This is a genomic window from Planococcus soli (assembly GCF_016881065.1).
GTDB lineage: Bacteria > Bacillota > Bacilli > Bacillales_A > Planococcaceae > Planococcus > Planococcus soli.
In genome coordinates this window covers 169,997-195,796 of the sequence record NZ_WXYN01000022.1, presented here as the reverse complement: position 1 = coordinate 195,796, position 25,800 = coordinate 169,997, and the positions used below count along the sequence as shown (strand labels likewise).

Here is a 25,800-nt window from a genome sequence, read left to right as displayed (position 1 = left end):
TTCACTCCTTGCTCAAATTACTTTTCGGGCAGATTAATTGGTTTTAGCGGTTGCCATAATGAGCGATAATATCTTCAAAAATCAGCTGGGCTGTATCTTCTACCAAGTAATCGGCGGCAGCTAAATGATGGGCATCGCCCACAGCCACTGAAAACATGCCTGCCCTATTAATGGACTCAACGCCTGCAGCTGCATCCTCGATGCCGACACAGTCATCCGGAGCAACCCCAAGGGCAGCAGCGGCCGTCGTAAAAGTTTCCGGATCCGGTTTTCCTTTTTTCACTTTAGACGCATCAACGATGTAATCAAAATAGCCCGTAAGCTGGAGTTTGTCTAAAATGGCCGGTGCATTGTTGCTGGCAGAACCGAGTGCGATTTTTATGTGTTGCTGTTTATTTTTTTGGAGCAGAAGTTCAATGCCGGGTAAAATGTGAGATGGATTGATCGACTCGATCAATTCCAAATAGTATTCATTTTTTCGTGTAGCCAAGGTCACTTTTTCCGAATCGGACAATACCCGTCCCGAAGTACCCAATTCCAAAATACGATCCAAAGAGTCCATGCGGTTGATCCCTTTAAGCTGTTCATTAAACTTTCTGTCGATTGGGATGCCGATTTCATCGGCAAGTTTTTGCCAGGCTAAAAAATGGAATTCTGCTGTATCGGTAATGATGCCGTCCAAGTCATATATAAAAGCTTTCGGGTAATTTTCCATATGTTCTGTTTCCTCCTTGTGCCCTGCGATAAATTGGGATGCATCCTTTACGTGAGGATCGTCTTGACGCTTTCTCTTTCCACTAACTGATGCTCTACGTAGATGTGATGCTTCTCCGCTTTGCTTTCCTTTAAATCCTGCAGCAGCACGGCTGATAATCTTCCGATTTCCATAAAATCCTGGCGAATCGTAGTAAGCGATGGCTGGCTGTAGCGGCTCAATACCAAATCATCAAAACCGGTAACGGATATGTCTTCTGGAATTCTTAAACCTTTTTCCTGTATCGCCTTTATGACTCCAAATGCCATCAAATCACTGAAACAGAGAAATGCGGTCGGCTGGCTTTCCTGCAAATAGGCTTTTGCCAGACGGTACGCTTTTTGCTCGGAAAAATCTGCGTGGAGAATCCTATCATCTTCCAGTACGATCCTGTGTTCCTGAAAAGCTTGCCGGGCGCCTTTTAAGCGTTCGGAATTCACATATGTTTCCTCTGTGCCGGCCATCACAACGATGTCACGATGATTCCGCTCCAATAAGTAACCTGCAATTTTCTTGCCAGCTTTTACGTTATCGATTGATACGCTGCCGATCAGTCCATTATCCGTCTCTGTCATAATATCCAGTACGACACATGGGATATTGGTATTGATCAATTCTTTGTAATATTGATCATCTGTACGGATTCCCTGTAAAATCGCTCCGCCAATATTCCGCTCCCGGCAGTATTGAACATAGCTTTTTTGCTTTTGGCTCTGGGAGTCTATCAGAAAAATGGACAGCTCATACTGGCTTTCGGACACAGCTGTGTAGACGCCTTTGAATACATCAAAGGCATTATTGTCCTTTTCATTATTATTAAGCACGCCTGACGTGATCAATCCGAAAGTCATTTGTTTTTTTGAAGACAAATTCTTTGCCACGATATTGGGTGTATAATTCAACTCGTTTGCCACCGCAAAAATTCGTTGGCGCGTCTCCTCTTTGATGTCCGCATAATTGTTGAATGCTTTCGATACAACACTGATTGATACCCCGGCTTGTTTGGCTACTTCTTTTATTGTCGTCATGACTAAGTCCACATCCTGCGAAATTTTGTATAAATAGAAACGATTTCCAACCTTCCGCCAATCACTTTAGATCAAGCTCCTTGTGGTTGGCAGCTTGCACTTTTTCTTCGACTTTCAAAGTGAAGCGATAAAACATGAGGAAAGACAAGTAAGCACTCAGTGCTCCTGTGAAAAACGGCAGTAAAAACTGCAGTTGGGTGATGCTGACGTAAAATAACGCCAGGTTGCTTGCGAATATGAAAAGGCTCATAACCGGCTTTCCGACAGTGATGAAAAAAGCGTTTTTCAGCAGTGCCGTATTCTTCATCTGATAATGGGCGCTCAGTGAAAATAAGTTAATCGTATAGATGAACAAGACACAGCCAAATGCTAAAAATGCCATTCCCCACATTTCGTTCAAACTCTTGAAAAACTGAAAATCGACAAGCCAGATCAACCAAATGCCTGTTAATGCCAAGCCGAGGCCCATACTCTTTTTATAGGATTTTTTCAAATGCAGTAAGTAGGATTTTGTAATAGACGGCTGGTCCTTGTTCAAAATCCATTCCCGGACTGCCGCAAACATTGCAATTGTAGTCGGGACAAACAGGAATGGAATAAAAATCACCAGCGGCAATAAATACGTCACGATGCCTACATCCGGATTACTGAAGAAAAAACTGGCGACAAGGAACACTGTTGGCAAATTGAAGATGAACCATAGGATATTAACTGTAAAGAACCGCATGATCCATTCGGCCAGCGCATATAAGATTCCTGTCAAACCACTAAATTCACGCATACTTTTCCCTCCAGTAAGGATAGACTCACTTGACTGCGCCCTCCCCTATTCCTTTAATGATGTGTTTTTGTGCCAATGCATAGAATATTACCACTGGAATAATGGTCAAGGTCAAACCGGCCATTGCCAAGTTCCATTGAATGGTAAATTCACCAAAAAAGTAGAACGTCGACAACGGAATCGTCCGCAGGTCCGTATCAATCAGCGTAAGCGACGGCAAGAGAAAGTCATTCCAAATACTGATGACATTCAAAATCATCACAGTAGCGGTGATCGGCTTCAGCATGGGGAAAATAATGCGCCAAAAAACACCGAATTTCGAAGCGCCGTCAATCGTTGCCGCTTCTTCCAACGTAATCGGAATCGACTTGATAAAACCGTGGTAAAGAAAGACTGAAAGACTGGAATGAAAGCCGATATTCATGAATATCAACCCTTCGAGAGTGTTGTACATCGGGATATTCAATGTATTCGTCAAGGTACTCATAAATTGCATCAACGGCATCATCAAGGTCTGGAAAGGAATCAGCATGGTCGCGATGAAGACCATAAAGATCACCATGCTCAGCTTATCGTCGGTTCTCACCAGCATCCATGCGGTCATGGAAGACAAGATAACGATCAGCACTACAGAGACAATCGTGATGTACAAAGAATTGCCAAAAGCACTCAAAAAATTCATTTTATCCATTGCTTCCACATAATATTGAAAACTGAAGCTGTCGGGCAAAGTCAGCGGGTTATCATACAATTCCTGCCGATCCTTGAAAGAGTTGACGATGATTATGTAGATGGGGGACAAGAAAAAAAGCGCAAGCACAATCAACAACGCCGCTTTTAGGAAATCCAGTGTTCTACTCATCACATTTCAACCTCCCGCTTCTTCGTAATGTAAACCTGTGTCAAGGTAATAGCCGCCACGATCAAGAAGAACACGATGGCTTTTGCTTGGCCAAGGCCGTAATTTCCGCTGCCGAAAATTTCATTGTAAATGTTCATTGCAAACAATTCCGTGGCATTTGCGGGTCCGCCGCCAGTCAACGACAAGTTGACATCGTAAATTTTAAAGGCCGATGAAAGAGTCAAAAACAAGCTGATCGTCAGCGCCGGCATCAACAATGGCAGCGTGATTCTCATGAACCTTTGCCATGGGCTTGCTCCATCTATTTTAGAAGCTTCTATGACATCGTTCGGAATCCCTTGGAGGCCTGCGATATAAATGATCATGATGTAACCAGCCATTTGCCATGTGAAAACAAAAACCAATCCAAACAAGGCAAACTCCGGATCGACCAGCCAGTTAAAGAATATTTGATCCAATCCAGTTACTTCACCGAGCAACGTGAATACATCTAAAAAGACGAACTGCCAAATATAGCCCAAAATCAAGCCGCCAATCAAATAAGGCATAAACAGCATCGTGCGCGCCGCATTGGCTGATTTGATTTTAGAAGTGACCAAAAGAGCGAAGGCCAGTCCGATCGCGTTAATGGTGATGACCGATAACACCGTAAAGAGGATGGTCAGCCAGGCTGACTCACGAAAACGTTCATCTCCTGCCAATTCCACAAAGTTATCGAATCCGACAAATTCTTTGGCGTTTGCTGCGATGCCGTCCCATTCAAAGAATGAGTAATAAATTCCGATTAAAAATGGGATTATGACTACCGTAGTGAAAATGATCAACAGGGGCACAGTAAAGAGGATATACCATTTCTTTTTGTTTTTGTTTTTCATGTCATCCCTTCTTCCTGGTGGTTTATGCTAGAAGAATTTTTGGACACACCAGAGAAAGGTGTGTCCACATTCAAATCCATTCTATTGATTATTGAGCACCTTGCCACGCTTCATCGAAGCCTTGCAGGAATTCCTCAGCAGTCATATCTTCTGAGAAAAATGCTTGTGCAAATGGCGTAAGGTCATTAGGAACAATATTGGCTGGATAGACGCTTTGCGCCCATGGAATTGTTTCGCCGTCATTCGTAGCATCAAGAACTGCTTGAGATAACGGATCCAGTTCGCCGGCATCGATATTCGTTAGAGCAGGAACAAATCCAAACTCTTCAACAATATAACGGTGTCCAGTTTCGCTTGTTGACATCCAGTTCAAGAAATCATTTGCTGCTTGAACTTCTGCTTCATCTTTTTGGCTATTGATGGCCCAGTTGTTGCCAACTCCGACAGCTAATTTGTCATTGCCCATCAATGGGAATGGCAGCATGCCGATTTCAAAATCATATTCAAACTCTGAAAGGATGCCTGAAGCCCAGTTTCCTTGATGGATCATGGCAGTTTGTCCTGCTGCAAAGTCACCGATCTGCTGATCGTACGTCATGCTTAGCGGCGTCGGTGTGTTTTCTTTGATAGCTACCATGAAATCAGCGAATTCCTGAAATTCCGGTGTTTCTGCCGCTGTCACTTCACCCGCATTCATTTGTTCAACAAAACCGTACGGATCTTCCTGGACAGAGAACGGATAGTTGCTGATGTGTCCGATGAGGAAATAAGCATCTTGCGCCAAGCTAAATCCATTGATGCCTTCTGCATTGAATTCTTCCAGCGTGCTGACGAAAGACTCATAATCAGCTACATCTTCTGGACTAACAAGGTCCTTATTGTAAATCATCCCAAATCCTTCAACGCCATATGGTACACCGACGATTTTCTCTCCAAGTGCCAACTCCATATCCGGAGCAATATGTTCAATGTATTCTTCAGAGCTTAAATCATAAACGTACGATTCTAATCTTTCGGCTTCTGTCACGTTTTGAAGACTGAAAATAGATGGTCCCTGTTCACTGTTCAAACGAATTTGCAGCTGCTGGAAATAATCGTCGCCCGTGGTGCCTAAAACTTCCACTTCAACGCCCGTTTCTTCCGTATACTCTTCAGCCAAAGCCGCCAACTGATCGGAAATCTCTACCTTGCTTTGGAAGATCGTGATTTTTTGTTCACTGGATTCTCCGCCGCCCTCACTGCTATCATCTCCTCCGCTGCATGCTGCGAGTGCCAGCATTAATGGAGCTAAAACTAAACCACCAACCAACTTCTTTTGAAACGTCATGTAAACTCCCCCTTGTCATTTTTACTGCTATAGTAAATAAAATGAATAAATCATCTTATAACTACCAATTTTTCCAGCATGCCCGCAACAAGCCTTTAATGGGATGCGCTGCTGGCTGCTGCAATCGGAATATCAATGCTTTCCTCACACGTGTAAAGGTTCCCACCATTTTCGAATGCCAAGGTCTTTCCACCACTTACTGTGACACTTAGCTTGGATTGGGTAATGGAAAATGTGACTGTCTGGCCTTGCCACTGAATTGCAAACTTCAAATGGGTCCAATGATCCGGCAAAGCCGGATTGACTTTCAGTATTTTATCCGCCAAGCGAACTCCCGCAAACCCAAAGACTGCCGTTTTCCAAATCCCGCCGATTGACGCTGCATGAATACCCATGTCCGATGTGTTCATCTTCGGCCCTAAATCGATTTCAGTAGACTTTTTAAACAAGGAATAAGCGAGATCTCTGTCTCCGATATCACTTGCCACAATGGCATGCGTCGTCAAGCTTAATGAAGAATCGTGCAAAGTCTTCGGTTCGTAATAGCGGAAGTTTGCTCTTTTCACATTGCCGGCGATGCGCGGATCGTCATGCAGGAAAGTCTGTTCCAGTAAATACAGGAGGATTAACGTATCCGCCTGTTTGGATACTTGAATGGCGTTGATCTGTTCTGAGTTGTAATCATCGTATATCGTTCTGACACGGTCCTGATTTTTGTATTTTGAAAGATCAATTTCTTTTAAATACAGGTAAGTATCATCCTGCGCGATTACCAGATCCTCCTTACGGGGGGCAGGCAAGTAAATCGCATCTGCTTTCAGGCTCCAGTCTGCAAAGGCCCTTTCCAACTGTAGGAGCCCCTTCAGTTTTTCCAAAAGTTCAGGATTTTCCTTCTCCAGCTTTTCATAATAGCGGATTGCCAACTTCATATTGAAGTAGGCCATGTAGTTGGTGAACGCATTATTGTCTATATGCTCTTTGTATTCATCTGGTCCAATTACTCCGTTGATATGGTATTCCTTTTTCTCGTCGTTCCATTCAAGGCGGCTTGCCCAGAACCTCGCTGTATCAAAGACGATTTCATAACCATAATCCTCTAGAAATTCAGGGTCATTAGTTACATTATCGTATTGGTAAACCGCAAATGCGATGTCTGCCGAAATGTGCTGTTCGATAAAGCCTGGCCAAATTTTCGTCTGGGTTCCTGTGACGATATCAATGTCGCCCCATTCAGGAGTTACTTCGCCGTCTGTAGGCCACGCCATTTCCCATGGATACATGGCGCCTTCATAACCATTTTCCATTGCTTTTTTCCGTGCCCCAACCAGTCCGCGGTAACGGTAAATCAGGAGGGACCTGGCAATTTCAGGATTTGAATAAATGAAAAATGGCAAAATGAATAATTCCGTATCCCAAAATGAATGCCCTTTATAGCCCTCGCCACTGAGGCCTTTAGCAGCGATTCCCATTCTGTCATCGTGTGCAGGTGTCATACAGGTCAAATGATAAAGCGAAAACCTCATTGCCAGTTGATCAAAACCATCCTCACTGCCAATCTCAAAGTTGTGGACATTCCAGACTTTTTCTTCCCACTCTTTTTGATGTGCATTGAAAAGAAGGCCATACCCCTCTTTTACGCTCTTTTTCAACGCTTGCAATGATTGCTCGCGCAGCTCTTCTAAGCTATACGAATCATTATCGGCTTCCTTGTCTCTGCTCGTGTACAAAGTCGTCAGTTTTTCAACTTCCAGCTTATCGTTTGGCTGCAGCTCGAACTCATAGCTCTGCCAGACTTTTCTCCGATTCATTTTCATGTTCGGTTCATTTTCAGCAGGTTGTCCGTTTACTGTTATTTTATGTGCGGTGTTAATCACAACATCGATTCCTGACTCATTAGTCGTCTGTACCAGCTGGATAAACTGCTTATCGAAAATCCTGCGGTCCCCTTCCAGAAAATGCTGGCTGCCTGAGTTATTCACCTGCGCATCTATTCCTGACTCGAACGAAAAATCAACCGGGGCAGCCAGGCATTCGACTTCCATTTTCATGCCGATTAAGTGCAGATCATGAAGGGATACAAATCGCTTGAAAACAAATCGCAGTTCTTTGCCGAGCGGCGACACCCAGTCAAAGCTTCTCGTCAGTTCAGCTGTCTTCAAGTTCAGCTGCCGCATGTAGCTGTTAATTTTTCCAAGTTCTAAACTAAAACGTTCGCCATCAACCCGGATATTCATCCTGGTTATATCCGCCAAGTTTGGGAGTTCGGTTGCCTCATTTTCAAAAGCCTTATTGAATGTCCCACTGACAAACATATCTCTCGTTTCATTGATGTACGGTTCTTCTGTTGCTGACCGGAGTCCCATATAACCATTGCCGAGAGACATGATTGCTTCGCATTTCCCCAGTGAGTCGGGAGAAAATCCCATCTCGGAAACGATCCAGTTCTCAAGCTTATTTTTTCCTTGTGTATAGTCCATCATATGTAGAGAATCTCCTCCCTAAATGCCGTTTCGAAATTTACGAAAACGTTTTTGTTCGAGGTAAAAATATATACGTTCTCTCACAATGGATAACTTTCCCATTCCTCAAAACGTGTAATCCAACATTTAAGCGCTTACATTTGTTAGTATACGTGCGTTTTTTTAAATAGTCAATAAATTAGTCGGACCTGCCTATGGATGAATATCGTTTGACACTCTTCCAAAAGGCGCTGAACAGGCTTCCTGCTGAGCATTCATGTTAAACTATTTTACGTGAACTTTTATTAAAGAAGGAGCTGTCCATATGCAAAACTTAACAGGAAAAAATGCGTTGATTACAGGAGCTGGAAAAGGAATTGGCCGGGCTACCGCCATCGCCTTTGCAGCAGAAGGAATAAATGTCGGGCTTGTTGGCCGCACAGCTGAAAACCTTGAGAACGTTGCATCAGAATTGGCGCAATACGGAGTAAAAGCAGTATACGCAGTAGCTGATGTTGCAGATCCGGAAGCGGTCAATGCAGCAGTTGAACATGTATTGGCTGAATTGGGATCGATTGATATCCTGATCAACAATGCGGGAATCGGCAAGTTCGGCAAGTTTCTTGAACTGTCGCCTGAAGAATTCAAAGGCATTATCGATACCAATCTGATGGGCGTGTATTACGTGACTCGCGCTGTATTGCCGCAAATGATCGAGCGCCAATCAGGCGATGTCATCAATATCTCTTCAACAGCCGGACAAAAAGGTGCACCTGTAACAAGTGCTTACAGCGCCTCAAAGTTTGGAGTTATGGGATTGACAGAATCATTGATGCTGGAAGTCAGAAAGCACAATATCCGCGTGAGTGCCTTAACTCCGAGTACAGTTGCCACAGACCTGGCAGTTGAAGCAAACCTGACCGACGGCAATCCCGACAAAGTTATGCAGCCGGAGGACCTTGCTGAAATGATGGTTGCCCAGCTCAAGCTGCATCCGCGTGTTTTGTTGAAATCAGCCGGACTTTGGTCGACAAACCCATAAAACAGTCAGTTATACAAAAAGCTCCGTTCACAAATGTGAATGGAGCTTTTTTCAATGACATCTGAATTTTTACAAGCTCTTGTCCTCGCCTTAAGCAAGCCCAAAATTCAAATCTTTTTTAGCCTTTTTCAACCATTCGCTTTTCCCTTTCTCGTTGACCAAAGAACAACCGGGATTAGAGCCAAAGCCAGAAAGCCGCCAACCAAAGACATTGCAGCATAGCTGGTCTGTGCCATAACCATTCCTGAAATCCCTCCGCCTGTTGCACCAGCCAACGCAACGAGCACATCAACTGTCCCCTGCGTTTTTGCCCGTGTGGAAGGATGCGTCGAATCCACAATGAGCGTGGTTCCGCTGATCAATCCGAAGTTCCACCCAAGCCCAAGGAGAGCCAAAGCGACAATCAGTACCAATAAGGAATCACTTGGCGCCAAAGCGGCCACAATTCCAGCAGCCATAAACGTTACCCCAGCCGCTGCCGTCATGACGATCCTCCCTAATTTGTCGACCAGGACACCGGTGACAATAGACGGCAAGTACATGGCCGCTATGTGGATGCCGATGACCAAGCCGACAGCTTCCAGGTCATGCCCATAATGTCCCATGTGGATTGGTGTCATCGTCATAATGGCAAACATGATCAATTGAGTCAGCACCATGACCGCGGCACCCAATACGATTCCTTTTTTATTAATAGAGGATTGGTCCAGTTCTGTTTCCGGTGTATTCACTTTAAGGTTCTGCTCATGCGCGGTTAGCGCTTTTGACACAAGCAATGGATCCGGGCGAAGAAAAATCAGCAGCACCAAGCCTGCCAGAATATACGCGGCAGCCGCCAATAGAAAAGGCCCCGCCAAAGCCGGGATGCCGACGGACTCAGCAAACCTGCCCATCACCCCGACCAGGTTCGGTCCGGCAAATGCCCCAAATGTCGTTGACACTAAAGCGATGCTGATGGCGGTTCCCCGCTGTGCAGCATCTGCCAAATCCGTCCCCGCATAACGCGCCTGCAAATTAGTGGCTGTTCCTGCCCCATAAACCAGCAGGGATGCAAACAACAAAATTACATTACTTGATATCGCCGCCATGACAACACCGATTGCTCCGATTCCACCTGCCAGAAATCCTGATGCCAACCCGGTTCGCCGACTGAACCGTTGCGAAATGCGTCCAATGATCAGCGCGGCCGCGGCCGACCCCAGCGTGAACAGTGCAACCGGTGCTCCCGCAAAGCGATCGGTTCCAAGCATATCCTGTGCGAGAAGAGCTCCGACAGTTACCCCAGCCGCTAATCCTGCTCCTCCAAAAATCTGTGACAGCACGACAATCCACAAAGTGCGCCGGTACAATGCCTTGACCTTATCAGGTGATTCAATATAGCCCTGCAGCAGCATTTGCTGTTTTGTATTTTGTTCCATGGTTTCTCCTTCTTTCACACCCAGCTTCGCGAATAAAATAGTAAGAATCTTTTTTTCAGTATAACGCTTTTTAGCATGCCCGCTGCAGCCTTTTTTTGAAAAAAGAAACACTCGATAAAATAATAGAGGGGATTTCATTTATACTGAAAGAAACGAAGTACGGATTGGAGTGGCAATCATTATGACTGGAATGCAGAAGGAGCGGCCATTTCGATTTGCCGTCTGGCTTTGGCTCCTCACAATTGCTGTACTCCTAGTTTCGGGCAGTTGGCTGTTAAAAACAGAATTTCCGGAAGCCGAAAACTTGAAAACCGAGATACAGGCAATTACTATCGACCGGCTTGGAGAAAAAAACAATATGAACAAAGAACGCATTGACGACATTTCGATTTCTCGAGGCCTTGTTGGATGGAACGTGGAGATTTCCCTAAATGCGGACAAAAGCTTTACCATGATTTCAACAAAACAACAGATATGGCAAGATGCCATCGACATACTGGAGCCGCTGTCTGCCTTCGACCAACTGAACGGCATCTCCCTATCCTTTATTTTTCCTGTTGAAAATAGCCTAAATACGAGTGTCATGTCCTTCAGATTAGACAAAGCAACACGTGATCAACTGATTTGGAGCAATGTCGATCCGTCCATCCTGCCGGATATCACTTATGACTATCAGGAACATCCTGTTCTGAATAATTGATTGCACAATCTAAAAGGTGAACCGGCTTGTTCCCGATTCACTTTTTTTATCATTATAAACCTTGTTTCCCCGCGAATGCGGCAATCACTTTTTCGGTTTTTATTCTTATATAACGATGAGCATTTGCCATGGATTCTTCCGGCAAAATTCCGTCGTCTGATATGGCGTGAATTTCCGTGAAATATGGCGCCAGCTGCTGTTTGTCTGAGTTTTCGACTGTTCCGGAAATTAGAATAACCGGTTTGCCGTGTCGATAAGCTGCTTCTGCAATGCCAAAAGGAGCTTTGCCGGATAGCGTCTGGACATCGGTTTTGCCTTCTCCGGTCAACACCAAATCAGCATGGAAAAGTTGTTCTTCAAAATCGAGCGTTTCCAGCACAAGGTCAATTCCCCGCTTCATTTCGCTTAAAAAGAACGCTTGAAATGTCCCTCCTGCACCACCGGCAGCACCTGCACCTTTTTTGTGGTGCAGCGACATACCGGTAAATCGCTCAACAATATCAGCAAAGTTCGTTAGGACTTCATCAAGTGTCTTCACCATTTCAGGAGTTGCGCCTTTTTGCGGACCAAAGACTGTCGAGGCGCCTTCAGGTCCAATTAATGGATTTTCAACATCGCTGGCAATCAAAAACCGGCTTTCCATGATGCGTTTATCAAAACCAAACGGATCAATCTTCGACAAACCGTTTAAGGCTACAGTACCTGGCCCCAATTCAACGCCATAAGTATCCAGAAATTTCATGCCCAATGCCTGGAGCATTCCAATTCCGGCATCATTCGTGGCGCTGCCCCCGAGGCCAATGATAAACTTCCGGTAGCCCGCATCCAATGCGGCAACTATCAATTCACCGGTGCCATAGGTGGATGCATGCAAAGGATTTCGTTCTGCCTCTGTTAAAAGAGTCAGCCCTGAAGCTTCTGCCAATTCCACAACACACGTTTTCTGGTCTCCAAGCACACCATAGCTCGCCGTGATCTTACGGCCCAGCGGATCTTCGACAACCGCTTCTACCATTTTCCCGCCAGTTGCTGAAACCAGGGCTGCCATTGTCCCTTCACCGCCGTCAGCTATCGGCATCTTAACAACCGCACTTTGCGGAAATGCATCTTGAACTCCTTCAGCCATTGCTTCGGCTGCCTCTACTGCCGTCATGCTCCCTTTAAACGAGTCAGGCGCTATCAGGATCTTCACTAATTCCGCCTCCTATGTGAACCCTCTTTTTTTAGATTACAACGACTATTCCCTTATTCCATTTAAATATACCTCACATCAATAAACCGCTCCTGAAACAAAGGCGAGAGTTGCATTATTTCTAATGGTAAGCAGTCAAACTTGAGATTCACTGGCTAAAAGTCCTGACAGCAGCTCGTCCATCTCCGAGTCGGCGATGGTGCGGAAATCAATGCATACTTGCCCTTCCTGAATGCGCGAGACAATTGCGGGCTTTGCTTGTCTGAGACGCATCGCTAATTGATCTGCACTCAAACTGTCGTGGACAATCGCCGCAATAAAGGTCGGAATCTCCACTCCTGGCATGGTACCGCCGCCTATTTGAGAAGTGCTTTCCTGAAGTTTTATCTGGTATTTTTTGGATTTCCCCTGCAAAAGACTGATAAACGATTGGGCCTGGATTTTAATGTCTGAAGCGGAACGGATAATATCCCGGACAGTGGGCAATTCCGCAACCCTTTCAGGTCCGGACAAGTAGCTTTTCAAGGTTTCTTCCAGTGCTGCCAATGTCATTTTGTCGACTCTCAAGACACGCGCCAATTGGTGTTTTTTCAACTGGTCGATCAGATCTTTTTTTCCGGCGATCAAGCCTGCCTGCGGTCCGCCCAGCAGTTTATCACCGCTGAAGGAAACGAGGTCGACACCGCTTTCAATCACTTCACGGACAAGCGGCTCATCGCCGATGCCATGCTTTTTAAAGTCATAAAGCGCACCGCTTCCCAAATCTTCATAGAAGAGGATGTCTCGATGTTTTTCTGTCAATTTGACAAGTTCAGTGGTTTCAACCGTTTCCGTAAAACCGATCATTTTGAAATTGCTGGTATGCACTTTCATGATCATCGCCGTTTCTTCATTAAAAGCATCTTCGTAATCAAACAGATGGGTTTTATTGGTAGTTCCCACTTCGACGAGCTTTGCCCCGCTTTCTTCCATAATAGAAGACACGCGGAAAGAGCCGCCAATCTCAACCAATTGGCCGCGCGAGACAATGACTTCCCGCTGTTTGGCCAATGCACTTAAAATGAGAAATACCGCTGCCGCATTATTGTTCACGACCATCGCGGCTTCCGCTCCTGTTGCTTGTATCAAGAGCTCTTCAATAATGTCGTGGCGGGATCCACGCTTTCCTTCCATTAACTGATATTCCAAATTGGAGTAATTCGCTGCCGTTCTTAAGGCATGCGCGATGGCAGCATCACTCAAACGGGAGCGTCCCAAATTCGTATGCAGCACTGTTCCGGTTCCGTTTATCACCCGCGCCAACCGATCTTCCTGCCACTGTTTGATTTGGGCTTCTGTTGATTTGAACAGCTGTTCTGCAAAGTCCGGAACAGCCCCTTCAACTGCTGTCTCTTCTGCCAGCAAACCTTGCCGCAGATTTCCAAGTTCACGCTGCAGAAATTCAGTAAGCTGCTCACCATTCACGTTATATGCTGATTTCAAGCTTTCAAAACGCGGGTCTTTCTGCAACTCGTGGACTGCCGGCAACAGCCGCAAATACTGTTTCATGTCTTGTCCTCCATCCAGTAACGCTGGTCTTCTGACCGCCTTGTATAGTTCAGCTCATCCAACAAATCCAGAAACGGAATCATATATTTCCTTGATAGCTGCAGAATTTCCTTCGCCTGCTTTAAATCAAAAGACGGGCCAGTCTGTAACTGCAACTGGTTTAAAGCCTGATCAAAAGCCGAACGGTGAATAATTGTATCTTCTCTCAACCGATATACCTGCCCGCTATCAAGCAAATAGGCAGTGAGTTCAGCGACTTCCGTCTTCGGCAACGGACTGCCAGTGAAATAATCCTCCCACTTTTCTGCTTGAAAGCCATCCTTTTCGAGAGTGCTGATAACCTGCTCCATACGAGCACGCCACTCGTTCGGGAGGTGCGGGCTGAAACGAGCCAAAGCCACGAACTGGCCAGATCGCTGTATTTCATCCTGTTCTACCAATAAGTTCAGGCTGTACTCAAGAAGAGGTTTGGGAAAGTTTATGCTCACTGATTGAATCAACTCGGCTTTGCCTATGCCCGTCCGCATCGGGAAATCTTCGTGAAACTCCCGCAGCCTTGCCAGCAATTCATCTTTTATTTTGATGAAAGTTTTCGTTAGGCTAAAGCCGTAGCGAGGGATTTCCAGCCAAATAGTAGAAGACAATCCTTCCTCCAAGGTTTCCTTCAAAGTGATTTCGTCCAGCGAAGTTTGCTGCATCAGCCCCTGCAGGTTGAGCAGGAGAGATTTGTTCAAGGCATCCATAACCAAATCCTGTGGCGTTCCCTGCTGATGGCGACGAAGCATACTGATGGTTTCATTGCCAAATCGATACTTGCCGCCGTTTGGCTGAATCACCCAACCGCCGCCAATTGTCTCCATCGGACTTGGCCGCCGCAAAATAAAGCGGTCTCCCCGGCGCACCACAATCTTTTCATCCAGACGAATTTGACACAACACTTCATCCGGCGTCTGTTCCAGCTCCTTGCGGTCGAAAAAGACGATCTTACCCATCACTTCAGAGGTGCCGATATGAAGCCGGACCGCTGTCCGCTGTTTAAGGGACGCGAATTTCCTTCCGATTACCCGCAGAGCCACATCAATGGTATCCGTCACCAGAAAATGATCCGAATCGACAAGTACATCTCCCCGTTTCACGGCTGTCCGTTCGATGCCGCCAAGATTGATGGCTGTCCGCTGTCCAGCGCGTGCCTGCTCGCGTTCTTCATGATGCACTTGAATTTGTCTAGCTTTTACAGAAATCCCTTCCGGCAAAATTGTCAGCTGCGCCGATTTCCGGACGACGCCTTCATAGACGGTCCCTCTGACAACCGTTCCCTGCCCCTGCACTGTAAAGACTTGATCGATTGGCAAACGGAATGAACCATAAGCGTCACGGAAGTTCATGGCCTGCAACTCCGTTCCAATCAGTTTCTTCAATTCCTCAATTCCCGTTCCAGACAGACTGTCGAGGGCGACATACGGTGCTTCATGAAAAACAGTATCAGACAGCCTCTCTTTAATATCATCCGTCACCAATTCAAGCATCACTTCATCGACCCGGTCTATTTTCGAAATGGCGACAATGCAACTCTTCACCCCCAGAAACTGCAAAATTTCCAGATGCTCCTCGGTTTGCGGCATGATCCCTTCGTCAGCCGCAACGACCAGGACAACCAAGTCAATTCCCGCAACACCTGCAATCATCTGGCGAATAAACCGTTCATGCCCCGGCACATCGACTACAGAAACAAAAACTCCAGGTTCCAAATTTAGAGGGGCATAGCCCAATTCAATGGAAATGCCCCGTTCCTTTTCCTCTTTCAACCGGTCTGTCTCCACATTGGTCAACGCTTTCGTCAAACTGGTCTTGCCATGATCAATATGGCCGGCCATGCCGATGGTAAAATACCGTTCTTCCATTTTCTTCACACGCCTTCTCTAATTGCTTATCTCTTTACTTTAGTCTTCAGGGAAAGCTCTTTCAAGCCTGAGCTCTGCTCTTCTTCTCTTTAGGCAGGCCCCGTTCTTGCGCAGATCTTTTTTTCGGTATAAACTTGTACAGGTCGGCAAATGACATCACGGGGTTGGATGGGTGACTGGTGTCCTCCTGGGTCTTCAAAACCTGAGGGGCCTGCGTGCCAGGCTCGGTGGGTTCGATTCCCACACAATCCCGCCAATACATACAGAAAAGCTGAGGTGCCCATGTAGATTCGACGGGCATAAGGCAGAGCAGCAGTGTGGCGTTCTTTGCCACGCAGCTGGGTTGACTTATGACCCTAGAATCTGGGCGCCGAAGCTGGACAATAGAAATGCTGAGGTGCCCATGTAGATTCGACGGGCATAAGGCAGAGCAGCAGTGTGGCGTTCTTTGCCACGCAGCTGGGTTGACTTATGACCCCAGAATCTGGGCGCCGAAGCTGGACAATAGAAATGCTGAGGTGCCCGTGTAGATTCGACGGGCATAAGACGCCCTGGCGAAGCGGCGTGTTTTCAGCCGCACAGCCAGGGGGGCTTATGACCCTAGAATCTGGGTGCCAAAGCTGAACAAAAAGAAAAGCTGAGGTGCCTGTTCAGCTCCGACAGGCTTAAGCCAAACCGGTTGTGTGGCGCTTTTTGCCACACTGCCGGTTTGGCTTAAGACCCCGAGGAGCTAGGCGCCGAAGCTGGACAATAGAAATGCTGAGGCGCCTGTTCAGCTCCGACAGGCTTAAGACGAATCGGTTGTGTGGCGCTTTTTGCCACACTGCCGGTTTGGCTTAAGACCCCGAGGGGCTAGGCGCCGAAGCTGGACAATAGAAAAGCGGAACCGCCCAAAGAGGATGCTAACCTAAATACGCGACTTCCTGTCGCAACGGTTAGCTGACCCGCATCCTGCGTGCCTTCGACAGGCATAAAAAAAGATTGCCCCTTGCGGCAATCTTTTTTATATCTGATTAAAGACGAGTTAAGTGACAAACTCTCTTAGTTTTAGGATAATTTAATATAGCATCAGCTCTTAAACTTTCAAATCGTTGAATTAAAGGATGAAAAAGATGAAAATTGTTTTAGCTTCACCAAATTATCCGCAGCTTCGCGGAAACACGATAACGGTTCAGCGCATTGCAGACAACCTTGAACATCTGGGTGTGGAGACGGAAATCGTCTCTACGACAGACGATAGCGTCACCCGTTCGTTTCCAGCTGCTGATATCGTCCATGGATTTCACGCTTATAATTTTTATAAGTTTCTTCAGAAACTGGACAAGAAGCCCGCGCATTACATCGTCACCATCACAGGAACCGACTTGAATCAGGATCTTTTTAATCCGGAAAAACGGATGGATGTCCTGGCTTCCCTGCATGGAGCAGAGGCTGTTCATGTTTTTGATAAGAAAGCGAAAGCATTGCTGGTACAAGAAATTCCTGAGCTGAACGATAAGATTTTTGTCATGGCCCAAGGCAACCAGCCTTCCCCGCCTGGAGTTCCGCTTTTCACAAAAGAGCCGGACAGCTTTTTGTTCTTCTTGCCGGCAGGGATCCGGAAAGTGAAGAATATCCCAGAAGCGATTGGAATGCTTCAGGAACTGCATTTGCATCATCCACAAGTTCGGCTATGGCTGGTCGGTCCTATTCTTGAAGAAGAAGAAGGCAAGCATGTAATGGACCTTGTCAATCGCCACAAGGATTGGATTCGTTACTTGGGGAAAGTGCCTCATGAAGATATGGGGTCCATTTATCTCGAGACCGATGCCGTCTTAAACACATCCCTTTCAGAAGGACAGCCAGCAACGATTTTAGAGGCGATGGGCTATGCATTGCCTGTACTTGCTTCAGACATTCCGGGCAACAGCGGCATAATCTCCGATGGGAAAACCGGGTTATTATACAAAACCCGAAACGAATTCCTTGATTATGCTGAAAAGCTCGTGAATAATAACAAAATAAGGCAAAGCATCGGCCAGTCCGCTGAAGCTTATGTAAAACAGCATCATTCAAGTGAACAAGAAGCTGAGACTTTGTTGAAGGTTTATCAACAGATTTTAAAATAAACCGGTTTTAAATGAATAGCAGTATTGAGTGTGAAAAAGGAGAGATTAGCATGGTTGAAAAAGAAAACGTAAGACTGACTTCTTTATCTACAAAAGGCGGTTGAGGCTGCAAAATTGGTCCTGAGGACCTGGCGCAGGTTCTGCGTCACTTACCGAAAAACGTAGATGATCCAAACTTGCTTGTTGGCCTGGAAACAGCTGACGACGCAGGAGTTTATAAAATTAACGATGAAACCGCATTGGTCCAGACTTTGGATTTCTTTACACCGATTGTCGACGATGCTTATATGTTTGGACAGATTGGTGCAGCCAATGCCTTGAGCGATGTCTATGCCATGGGCGGCAAGCCATTAACAGTTATGAACATTGTCGCTTTCCCGATCAATACATTGGATAAAAGCATATTAGCCGACATTCTGGCTGGCGCTTCTGACAAGGTCAAGGAATCTGGAGCCGCCTTGGTCGGCGGACATTCGATTGATGACCAGGAGCCTAAGTTCGGACTTTCTGTTACAGGCACCATCCACCCTGATCGCATCCGCTCTAATGCAGGTGCGAAACCGGGAGACCGCCTCATTTTGACCAAGCCTATCGGTGTCGGCATTTTGACCACCGCCATCAAACAAGGCATTTTGGAAAAAGATGATTTGGACGAAGTCATGAACGTTATGGCCACGTTGAATAAAACTGCGGCAGAAGTAATGGAGAATTACAGCGTCAACGCCTGCACAGATGTGACCGGTTTCGGCCTGCTTGGCCATACAATGGAAATCGCCAAAGGCGGAAACGTCGGCGTAACGGTGATTAACCAGGATGTACCTGTTCTGTCTCGTGCGAAAGAGCTCGCAGAACAAAATGTCATCCCGGGCGGCACACGCAAAAATCGCCAATGGCTAGCAGATGACATCGATTACGCTGGGAACATCAGTGAAATCGATCAATTGATCCTGTGTGATGCGGTCACTTCCGGCGGCCTGCTCATTTCAGTCCCTGAAGCGGAAGCTGATGCATTGCAGCGTGAATTGCTGGAAAACAATGTTCAATCCGCCATCATCGGAAATGTAACAAGTGAAAATGCCGGCCGGATTCAAGTAATTTAAGATTTGGAAGATCAAAATGATAAGCTTACATATGGCAATAGGTAAGCTTTGGACAAGGACTCTGCTGGGGTCCTTGTTTTATTGCTGTTATTAGCTACATACCAAAGTGTAAAGAGGTGTTCGTATTGAAAAAATGGATTTTAACTGTTTCTGTACCCATGTTGGCATTATTCCTGGCAGCATGCGGAGACGAATCAACTGAAGATGGAAGTTCAACAGCTTCCGAAAACGAAGAGCCTTTCACAATCGGCGTTATTCCCGCGCAAACAGAGGGTGAAATGCAGACGGCTATGGATAAACTGCAAGCTCTTCTAAGTGAAGAGTTGGATCGCGAAGTCGAAATTGAAGTGTATCCCGATTACAATGGTGTTGTAGAATCTATGAATTACGACCAGATTGACATGGCTTACCTTGGGCCTTTGACGTATGTCATTGCAGAAGCAAACAGCAACGCGCAAGCAATCATCACGCAGCTCGTCGACGGGGAACCATTTTATAATGCCTATGTCATCACGCATACTGACAATCCTGTGACGTCTTTAGATGAATTATTGGAAAATCCGGGTGAGGTCCAATTTGCATTCGGCGATCCCAACTCCACTTCCGGCTCATTGATTCCGTCTATTGAATTGCAGGACCGCGGAGTATACGAATCTGAACAGGAAAATCAATTTGAAACTGTGCGCTTTACCGGATCACATGATGCAACTGCACTCGCTGTACAGAACAAGCAAGTAGATGCTGGTGCCATTGACAGTGCCATTTACAATCAGTTATTGGAGTCGGGCAAAATCGACGGCGACCAATTAAAAATTGTTTGGGAGTCAGAGCCTTTGTTCCAGTACCCATGGGCTGTGCTTGAAAGTACAGATGATGAAACTGTCGCGACACTGCGGGAAACATTTTTAGCGATTGAAGATCCTGAAATACTTGATGCATTTGGCGCTACCGGCTTTACAGAAGCTGACAATGCAGATTACGAAAGCATCAAACAAGCCGCTATAAAGCAAGGAATCATTGAAGAATAGAGTTGATCAGCTTGTGGTTTAAAAAAAGCAATTTCATTACCCTCATAATTATTTTAATACTGATTTATTTCAGTATGCGCATTACCGAATTTGACTTGTCCAAGTTTAGGGACTTCCGCAATATGATCGACTTCCTGTCTCAATGGTGGCCGATGGACTTTTCCCAGCTTCCCGGCATGGTAGAAGATACATTCGAGACCTTGGCAATGGCTTTTCTCGGCAGTGTATTTGGCTTGTTGATTGCATTGCCGATCAGCTTTATTGCAGCGCGCAACACAGCGCCATCCAAGTCCCTCTTCCATTTTATGCGTGTAGCACTCAGTTTTGTCCGTTCTATTCCCGAAATTGTTATCGGCCTTATTCTATTGACTACACTGGGCCTTGGACCTTTCCCGGCAGTTATCGCCATCATGATCCATAATGTTGGCGTCTTTGGAAAACTGGTATCCGAATTGATTGAAGCGGCTGATCCTGGGCCTCAAGAAGCCATGCGTGCAGTTGGCGCAAAAAAATGGCTGGCAAATCTGTTTAGCATTCTTCCGCAAATTTGGCCGAACGTCCTGTCCCAGTTTTTCTATCGGTTTGAAGTGGCTATCCGCACGTCGCTTATCCTGGGCTTTATCGGAGGCGGCGGAATCGGGCAGCGCCTATTTAATGATTTTAAAACCTTTCAATACTCGTCCGTGTCTCTGGACGTCTTGATTATTATGATTATGGTTATTGCCATCGACTTTTTGGCTAGCACCATTCGAAACCGCGTCATTTAAAGGAGTGGCTATATGATTCAAGTGAAAAATTTATCTGTTCATTATCCGGATACAAAAGTGGAAGCATTGACTGATATCAGCCTGTCTCTTGAAAAAGGCGATTTTGTTTGTGTACTTGGGAAAAGCGGTGCAGGAAAATCGACTTTTATCCGCTGTCTGAATGGACTGCAAAAACCGACCGATGGAGAAATTCTTTTTGACGGCAAAAACATTGCCGCCCATAATGAAGAAAAACTGCGGAAAGTACGCCGGGAAGCCGGTATGATCTTCCAGCACTTCAGCTTGGTGCCGCGCCTGAGCGTTATGCAAAATGTCCTGACCGGCATGTTCGGCTACCGCTCTTCTTTCAAGAACCTGATTGGCTGGTTTACTGCCGATGAATTGGCTTTGGCAAAACGTGTCATTTCCGACGTCGGCTTATCGGAAATGGCTTACCGGAAAGTAGAACAGCTGAGCGGCGGCCAAAAACAGCGTGTCGGCATTGCCCGTGCGCTTGCCCAGCAACCGAAAGTGCTGCTTGGGGATGAACCGGTTGCCAGCCTCGATCCCGGCACTTCCAACCATATCTTTACCTTGCTGACAGAAATGCATGAACGGTTGGACTTGCTGACCATTATCAATGTCCATGATATTGAATTGGCCAAACGCTATGCCACCCGTATCTTGGCCTTGAAAGATGGCAAGCTCATTTTTGACGGTCCACCGGAAAGATTCACAAATGCGGAATACCGGGAAACGTATACAGCCGATCCGCAAACTGCCTTTTTTGACGCTGGAATCTAACGGCGAAAGGAGATGATCTGCATGATTAAAAGTCCATGAGCAGTCGATCAATCCAGGGTCGTGTACGACTCTACTCACCCGCAAATCATTACTGGCAGCCCTGTACTTAGTGAAAAATCCGTAGTCCTCAGTTTTGATGACGGCCCTAGCAAAGTCCTTCCGCAGATTTTGGATATTCTGAAACAATTTGATGTGCCGGCTATGTTCTTTTGGCAATCCCGTCTGCTGTATCCGTCAAGGCCATGGCAACGGGTGCTTGATGAAGGCCATATTATTGGCACGCATTCAAGAAAGCATCGCAATCTGATTCAGCTGTCTTACGAGGAACAGTACCGGGATATACAAAACAGCCTGGCGCATATAGAAAAAACAACGGGTATGCCAGTTATCTATTTCCGGCCTCCTTATGGACGCTTTAACAGCGATACCTTAAAAGCTGCCAACGCTCTTGGCTTAACGACCGTCATGTGGCGCATCGCTTCAATGGACTGGGAGCTGAAAGACGATCCCAGCCAAATCATTCAGTATGTCATAGAAAATCTCGAGGATGGCGCGATTATCCTGCTCCATGAGTTAGAGCAGACTGCGGACATACTCCCTCAACTGATAACAGCCATCAAAGAACAAGGATATACCTTTTCTGTGTTGCCTAATGAACAGTAAAAATCAGCACCGGAAAAACCGGTGCTGATTTTTTATTTGAGTTATTCATCGCTTTCATCGCCATCTGGAGGTGGCCAGGCACCGATCAATCGGCGTGCATATACAACTTGTCCGGCATGGTAGCTGTTGTGGTTGATGAGTACCATCAGCATATCTGCAGGCGTTCTTTTTCTTCCACCCAGGCTTTCTTCCAATGAATCTTTTGAAGCTTGCTGCGTTGCTCGTCCCAAACCTTTCAAAAACTGGGTTACCATTTCCGTATATTCTTTTTCACTGGAAGGAAATGGGGAACCCGGCCAGGAATCTGATGGATCTTTCGGACTTTGCGGATTTTCTTCCTGCAGTTCCGCTAATATGAAATCCTGCCAGTAATTCATATGAAACAGCAGCTCCCATACTGAATGATGGCTGCCTTCCGGTCTTTCACCAGCCATCTCCCAGTTCAGGCCATTAAACAACATGTCCGTCTGGTAATGTGCATACTTCCCTTGAAGTCCGTTCTGTAGAAAACGATTGATCATCATACATTCCTCCTTCGCATATTATTAATAAAGATTCAACATAAAAGTACAAATTCCTTTCTGAAAAAGGTAAAATTGATAAAAGCCATCCAGCTGTTCCTGAAATTGAGAATTTGATCATCCCCATAGCAAAGGCGGTGTCTTATGAGAAGGATTTTTTCCACTTGGAAGCTATTTGCTTTTTTCCTGCTGTTGAGTACTTGTGCACATGCTGTTTACTTAAGGGAATGGTCCAATAACCGATTTATGGTTGGACCAAACGATGGCCTGTCGCAAATGCTGCCATTCAAGACGCTTCTGTATAAGCATTACACCGAAGGGGAATTTTTCTATTCCGCTTTTTTTGGCTTTGGCAGCGGCATTTACAGCGAGTTGTCCTATTATTTCTCTACGTCCATTGTCTTTGTTGTGACGACGGCATTTGTCTTTCTACTTGAATCGATCCATCTGATTTCTGAGCCGAATCCATTGTTCTGGGCCCGCGCTGCGGTTTTCATTAATATCATCCGGTTGGCTTTCGTACTTTTTATCGCCTACCATGTTTTTCGTTATTTCGATTTCAAACCGGTTGCTGCCTTGCTTGGCGCTTCCGTATATGGTCTATCCGGTATGTATTTCCGCCATGCTGTGTATTGGGAGTTTTTTGCGGATGCCTATTTATGGCTGCCGCTTCTTGTGCTTGGTGCTGAAAAAGTATTCCGCGAAAACCGCTCCGGCTGGTTCTTGTTTGCCGTTGCTGTCTCGATGATCGACAACTTTTATTTTGCCTATATCAATTTCCTGCTCACCGCTTTTTATATCCTCTTACGTCTCTTTATCCCTTTGTCCCACAGTGAAACTCCAAGATGGGCAGCCATACGCAAATTCATCGTCAGCGGGTCTATCGGTGCGGGAATAAGTGCCGTTTCGTTTATCCCGGCTGTCTATTCCTTCATCAACAACCACCGCCCAGCTTATCAGCATGATTCTCCATGGTTTTCCTGGCTGGACAATGTCCTGTTTACCAGCAGCTTTATTGTCCTGCCGGCTGTATTCGTCATCCTGCTATTCGTTTTTCCGCTCTATCACAAACGGCTATTCCAGTTTTTTTCCTTGCTAGTCCTATTGGGGATTGTCCTTCATTACAGCCCTAAAATCGCCAGTGTTTTCAATGGATTTTCAGCTCCTCAAAATCGTTGGGAATACTTTATTTCATTTGCGGCTGGCGGCGCAGTTGCTGCCGGATTCAGCAGTTTGCCAAGGCTCAAAATCCCGCACCTTATTCCGGCTGGCGCTCTTGCATTATCTGCCTATGCGGGCTTTTCCTTTATCGATCCGGCTATTGGCGTTCCGAAACATCTTCTCTTTCTTTTTTTCAGCACTGCATTGATCATTTATATTATATATGTTGCAGCCGTACAAAAAGAGTCGAAAATTGGTGAGGCTCTGGCAATTGGACTGCTGCTTGTCGGGATTGCGGCCAGCGGGCTTCAGCTTGTCCTTGCTTTGATCGTTGAAGGTGCCACCGTTCAAACTCCTTTATTTCTTTCAATTGTAGGGACGGTATTGTTAACCGCTATCTTACTCGTCAGAGCTGTCCGCGACCGTTCTCAGGAAGCTGTCGCAGCAGTATTCATCGTTCTCACTCTGATTTTTTCAGTTAATGGATTTCAATACGTACTGCTCGTAACCAGTGGAAATACACAACTGGTGACCGAGGAATTCATCACTGGATCAGATTACGATGATCCAGAAATTAATGGTCTCCTCGATTCCATTCGCCTCGAGGAAGAGGATCGCTTTTATCGCATTGAGTGGATGGAAAGCATCCGCAACAACACCCCTATTGTCCAGAATTTCGCTGGAGTAAGCGCATACTCCAGCATTTTGAACAAAGAAATACTCGAGTTCTACCTCTATGATTTGGAAGTTGATATGGGCCGTGAAAGCGTCAGCCGCTATGCGACACTCGGCAACAGGACAAATTTACATAGTCTGCTGCAGGCGAATTATGTAATTTCACTAAACGATGATCCAAATGTTCCCGCGGGATTCGCACATTTCCTCAGTTCTGCCAACTATTCGGTGTTCAAAAATCAGCGCACGCTGCCATTCGTCCGTTCAGCTTCTGCTGTGTACAGCGAAGAATCACTTGCAAGAGAATCGGTGCTGCGTCGGGAACATGCCATGCTGTCAGGCGTCATTCTGAAAAACCCTGAAACTATTTCGCATTTGCCACCCGAACCTTCTCAACTGCCATTTAGCATCCGCACGGAGCAGGCAGACTTCGAAGACGGTATATTGACGGTCACGGGAGATTCGGGCGGACTTGACCTATTGATGGATGACACTTTTTCCGCTGAAGAAGATTTGTATATTTCTTTTCATCTAGTAAAAGAATTGCCTGATGGCCTTTTTCCTTTGACCATTAATGGGTACGAAACTTCCCGAAAGTCCAACCAGTCTGTCTATAAAACTTTTGTAGACAATTTGACCATCCGCGTGCCGGCTGAAGATACCATCCGCATCCGTGTGCCCACAGGCCGCTACAAATTAACCGAACTGGCGGTTTACAGGGAAAACTATCAAGTGCTGGCTGCAGAAGCAGCCGAAGCAGACTACAGTTCCGATTTTCGCTGGAGCAGCAGCAGACTTGAAGCCGCATACGAGAACGTAGAAAATGCTCTCTTTCTGATCTTGCCCATTCCTTATGAAATTGGTTGGCGTGCAAAAGTGAATGGCGAAACTGTCGAAGCATTGGAAGCCAATTATGCTTTTATTGCATTGCCTGCCGATTCTGGAAACAATCGCATCGAACTGACCTATCGCCCCCCGTACTTTTATAGTTCACTGGCCATTTCCATTGCCTCTCTGTTCCTGGCTTTTGTTTACTTACAGAAACAGCGAAAAAGAACTCCAACTTAAAGGGGTCTTTTCCGCTGTTTGGGCAATAGTATTAGTTTT

At 46.0% G+C, this 25,800-nt stretch carries 21 protein-coding genes and 1 tRNA gene; 10 read left to right on the top strand and 12 right to left on the bottom strand.

Annotated elements, in window-relative coordinates; genetic code table 11:
* Positions 1-43 precede the first annotated feature (43 nt).
* The 7 genes from pgmB to GJB59_RS12175 all read right to left on the bottom strand — a co-directional run bounded on the left by pgmB (position 44) and on the right by GJB59_RS12175 (position 8,107).
* Positions 44-715: a beta-phosphoglucomutase gene (gene pgmB / locus GJB59_RS12205; RefSeq protein WP_142828348.1), complete on the bottom strand. Its 672-nt coding sequence runs from the start codon at positions 713-715 to the stop codon at positions 44-46.
* A 47-nt stretch (positions 716-762) separates the two neighbouring features.
* Positions 763-1,782: a LacI family DNA-binding transcriptional regulator gene (locus GJB59_RS12200; RefSeq protein WP_142828347.1), complete on the bottom strand. Its 1,020-nt coding sequence runs from the start codon at positions 1,780-1,782 to the stop codon at positions 763-765.
* Between the two features lie 61 nt (positions 1,783-1,843).
* Positions 1,844-2,563 carry a YesL family protein gene (locus tag GJB59_RS12195; protein ID WP_142828345.1) on the bottom strand — a complete coding sequence of 240 codons (720 nt, stop codon included), beginning with the start codon at positions 2,561-2,563 and terminating at the stop codon, positions 1,844-1,846.
* Positions 2,564-2,588: 25 nt separating this feature from the next.
* A complete protein-coding gene (locus GJB59_RS12190; protein WP_142828343.1) occupies positions 2,589-3,425 on the bottom strand; it encodes a carbohydrate ABC transporter permease in 837 nt (278 codons plus the stop codon).
* Entirely contained in the window at positions 3,425-4,300 is an 876-nt protein-coding gene (locus GJB59_RS12185; RefSeq protein WP_142828341.1) for a carbohydrate ABC transporter permease, read from the bottom strand. The genes GJB59_RS12190 and GJB59_RS12185 overlap by 1 nt, the downstream gene beginning before the upstream one ends.
* Before the next feature lie 88 nt (positions 4,301-4,388).
* Positions 4,389-5,627 carry a sugar ABC transporter substrate-binding protein gene (locus GJB59_RS12180; RefSeq protein WP_142828339.1) on the bottom strand — a complete coding sequence of 413 codons (1,239 nt, stop codon included), beginning with the start codon at positions 5,625-5,627 and terminating at the stop codon, positions 4,389-4,391.
* 95 nt (positions 5,628-5,722) lie between these two features.
* Positions 5,723-8,107 carry a glycoside hydrolase family 65 protein gene (locus GJB59_RS12175; protein ID WP_142828337.1) on the bottom strand — a complete coding sequence of 795 codons (2,385 nt, stop codon included), beginning with the start codon at positions 8,105-8,107 and terminating at the stop codon, positions 5,723-5,725.
* A 304-nt stretch (positions 8,108-8,411) separates the two neighbouring features.
* On the opposite strand from GJB59_RS12175, the gene GJB59_RS12170 reads away from it, so the two are divergent.
* Positions 8,412-9,128: a 3-ketoacyl-ACP reductase gene (locus GJB59_RS12170; RefSeq protein ID WP_142828335.1), complete on the top strand. Its 717-nt coding sequence runs from the start codon at positions 8,412-8,414 to the stop codon at positions 9,126-9,128.
* Between the two features lie 128 nt (positions 9,129-9,256).
* Here the strand turns inward: GJB59_RS12170 and GJB59_RS12165 are convergent, their stop codons facing one another.
* Positions 9,257-10,546: an MFS transporter gene (locus GJB59_RS12165; protein WP_236015651.1), complete on the bottom strand. Its 1,290-nt coding sequence runs from the start codon at positions 10,544-10,546 to the stop codon at positions 9,257-9,259.
* Between the two features lie 181 nt (positions 10,547-10,727).
* On the opposite strand from GJB59_RS12165, the gene GJB59_RS12160 reads away from it, so the two are divergent.
* Positions 10,728-11,246 carry a hypothetical protein gene (locus tag GJB59_RS12160; protein ID WP_142828331.1) on the top strand — a complete coding sequence of 173 codons (519 nt, stop codon included), beginning with the start codon at positions 10,728-10,730 and terminating at the stop codon, positions 11,244-11,246.
* A gap of 52 nt (positions 11,247-11,298) precedes the next feature.
* Here GJB59_RS12160 and GJB59_RS12155 read toward each other — a convergent pair whose 3' ends face one another.
* From GJB59_RS12155 to selB, 3 genes are all read right to left on the bottom strand, one after another.
* Positions 11,299-12,438: a glycerate kinase gene (locus GJB59_RS12155; RefSeq protein WP_142828329.1), complete on the bottom strand. Its 1,140-nt coding sequence runs from the start codon at positions 12,436-12,438 to the stop codon at positions 11,299-11,301.
* A 135-nt stretch (positions 12,439-12,573) separates the two neighbouring features.
* Complete coding sequence (selA, locus tag GJB59_RS12150) at positions 12,574-13,986, bottom strand: L-seryl-tRNA(Sec) selenium transferase (RefSeq protein WP_142828327.1); 1,413 nt, start codon at positions 13,984-13,986, stop codon at positions 12,574-12,576.
* Positions 13,983-15,887: a selenocysteine-specific translation elongation factor gene (gene selB / locus GJB59_RS12145; RefSeq protein ID WP_142828431.1), complete on the bottom strand. Its 1,905-nt coding sequence runs from the start codon at positions 15,885-15,887 to the stop codon at positions 13,983-13,985. The genes selA and selB overlap by 4 nt, the downstream gene beginning before the upstream one ends.
* A gap of 160 nt (positions 15,888-16,047) precedes the next feature.
* On the opposite strand from selB, the gene GJB59_RS12140 reads away from it, so the two are divergent.
* The 7 genes from GJB59_RS12140 to GJB59_RS12110 all read left to right on the top strand — a co-directional run bounded on the left by GJB59_RS12140 (position 16,048) and on the right by GJB59_RS12110 (position 22,336).
* A tRNA-Sec gene (locus GJB59_RS12140) sits at positions 16,048-16,143 on the top strand.
* Positions 16,144-16,999: 856 nt separating this feature from the next.
* Complete coding sequence (locus GJB59_RS12135) at positions 17,000-17,995, top strand: glycosyltransferase (RefSeq protein ID WP_185960062.1); 996 nt, start codon at positions 17,000-17,002, stop codon at positions 17,993-17,995.
* 50 nt (positions 17,996-18,045) lie between these two features.
* Complete coding sequence (gene selD / locus GJB59_RS12130) at positions 18,046-19,095, top strand: selenide, water dikinase SelD (RefSeq protein ID WP_185960061.1); 1,050 nt, start codon at positions 18,046-18,048, stop codon at positions 19,093-19,095.
* A 125-nt stretch (positions 19,096-19,220) separates the two neighbouring features.
* Complete coding sequence (gene phnD, locus GJB59_RS12125) at positions 19,221-20,123, top strand: phosphate/phosphite/phosphonate ABC transporter substrate-binding protein (RefSeq protein ID WP_142828323.1); 903 nt, start codon at positions 19,221-19,223, stop codon at positions 20,121-20,123.
* A gap of 11 nt (positions 20,124-20,134) precedes the next feature.
* The gene (gene phnE / locus GJB59_RS12120) at positions 20,135-20,890 is read left to right on the top strand and encodes a phosphonate ABC transporter, permease protein PhnE (protein ID WP_142828321.1); all 756 of its coding nucleotides are present in this window, start codon (positions 20,135-20,137) and stop codon (positions 20,888-20,890) included.
* A gap of 12 nt (positions 20,891-20,902) precedes the next feature.
* Positions 20,903-21,673: a phosphonate ABC transporter ATP-binding protein gene (gene phnC, locus GJB59_RS12115; RefSeq protein ID WP_142828319.1), complete on the top strand. Its 771-nt coding sequence runs from the start codon at positions 20,903-20,905 to the stop codon at positions 21,671-21,673.
* 60 nt (positions 21,674-21,733) lie between these two features.
* A complete protein-coding gene (locus GJB59_RS12110; RefSeq protein ID WP_244946838.1) occupies positions 21,734-22,336 on the top strand; it encodes a polysaccharide deacetylase family protein in 603 nt (200 codons plus the stop codon).
* A gap of 41 nt (positions 22,337-22,377) precedes the next feature.
* Here the strand turns inward: GJB59_RS12110 and GJB59_RS12105 are convergent, their stop codons facing one another.
* Positions 22,378-22,857 (bottom strand): DinB family protein, encoded by a 480-nt coding sequence (locus tag GJB59_RS12105; protein ID WP_185960060.1) that lies wholly within the window; start codon positions 22,855-22,857, stop codon positions 22,378-22,380.
* A gap of 144 nt (positions 22,858-23,001) precedes the next feature.
* Between GJB59_RS12105 and GJB59_RS12100 the strand changes: the two genes are divergently transcribed.
* A complete protein-coding gene (locus tag GJB59_RS12100) occupies positions 23,002-25,761 on the top strand; it encodes a YfhO family protein (protein ID WP_142828315.1) in 2,760 nt (919 codons plus the stop codon).
* Positions 25,762-25,800 lie beyond the last annotated feature (39 nt).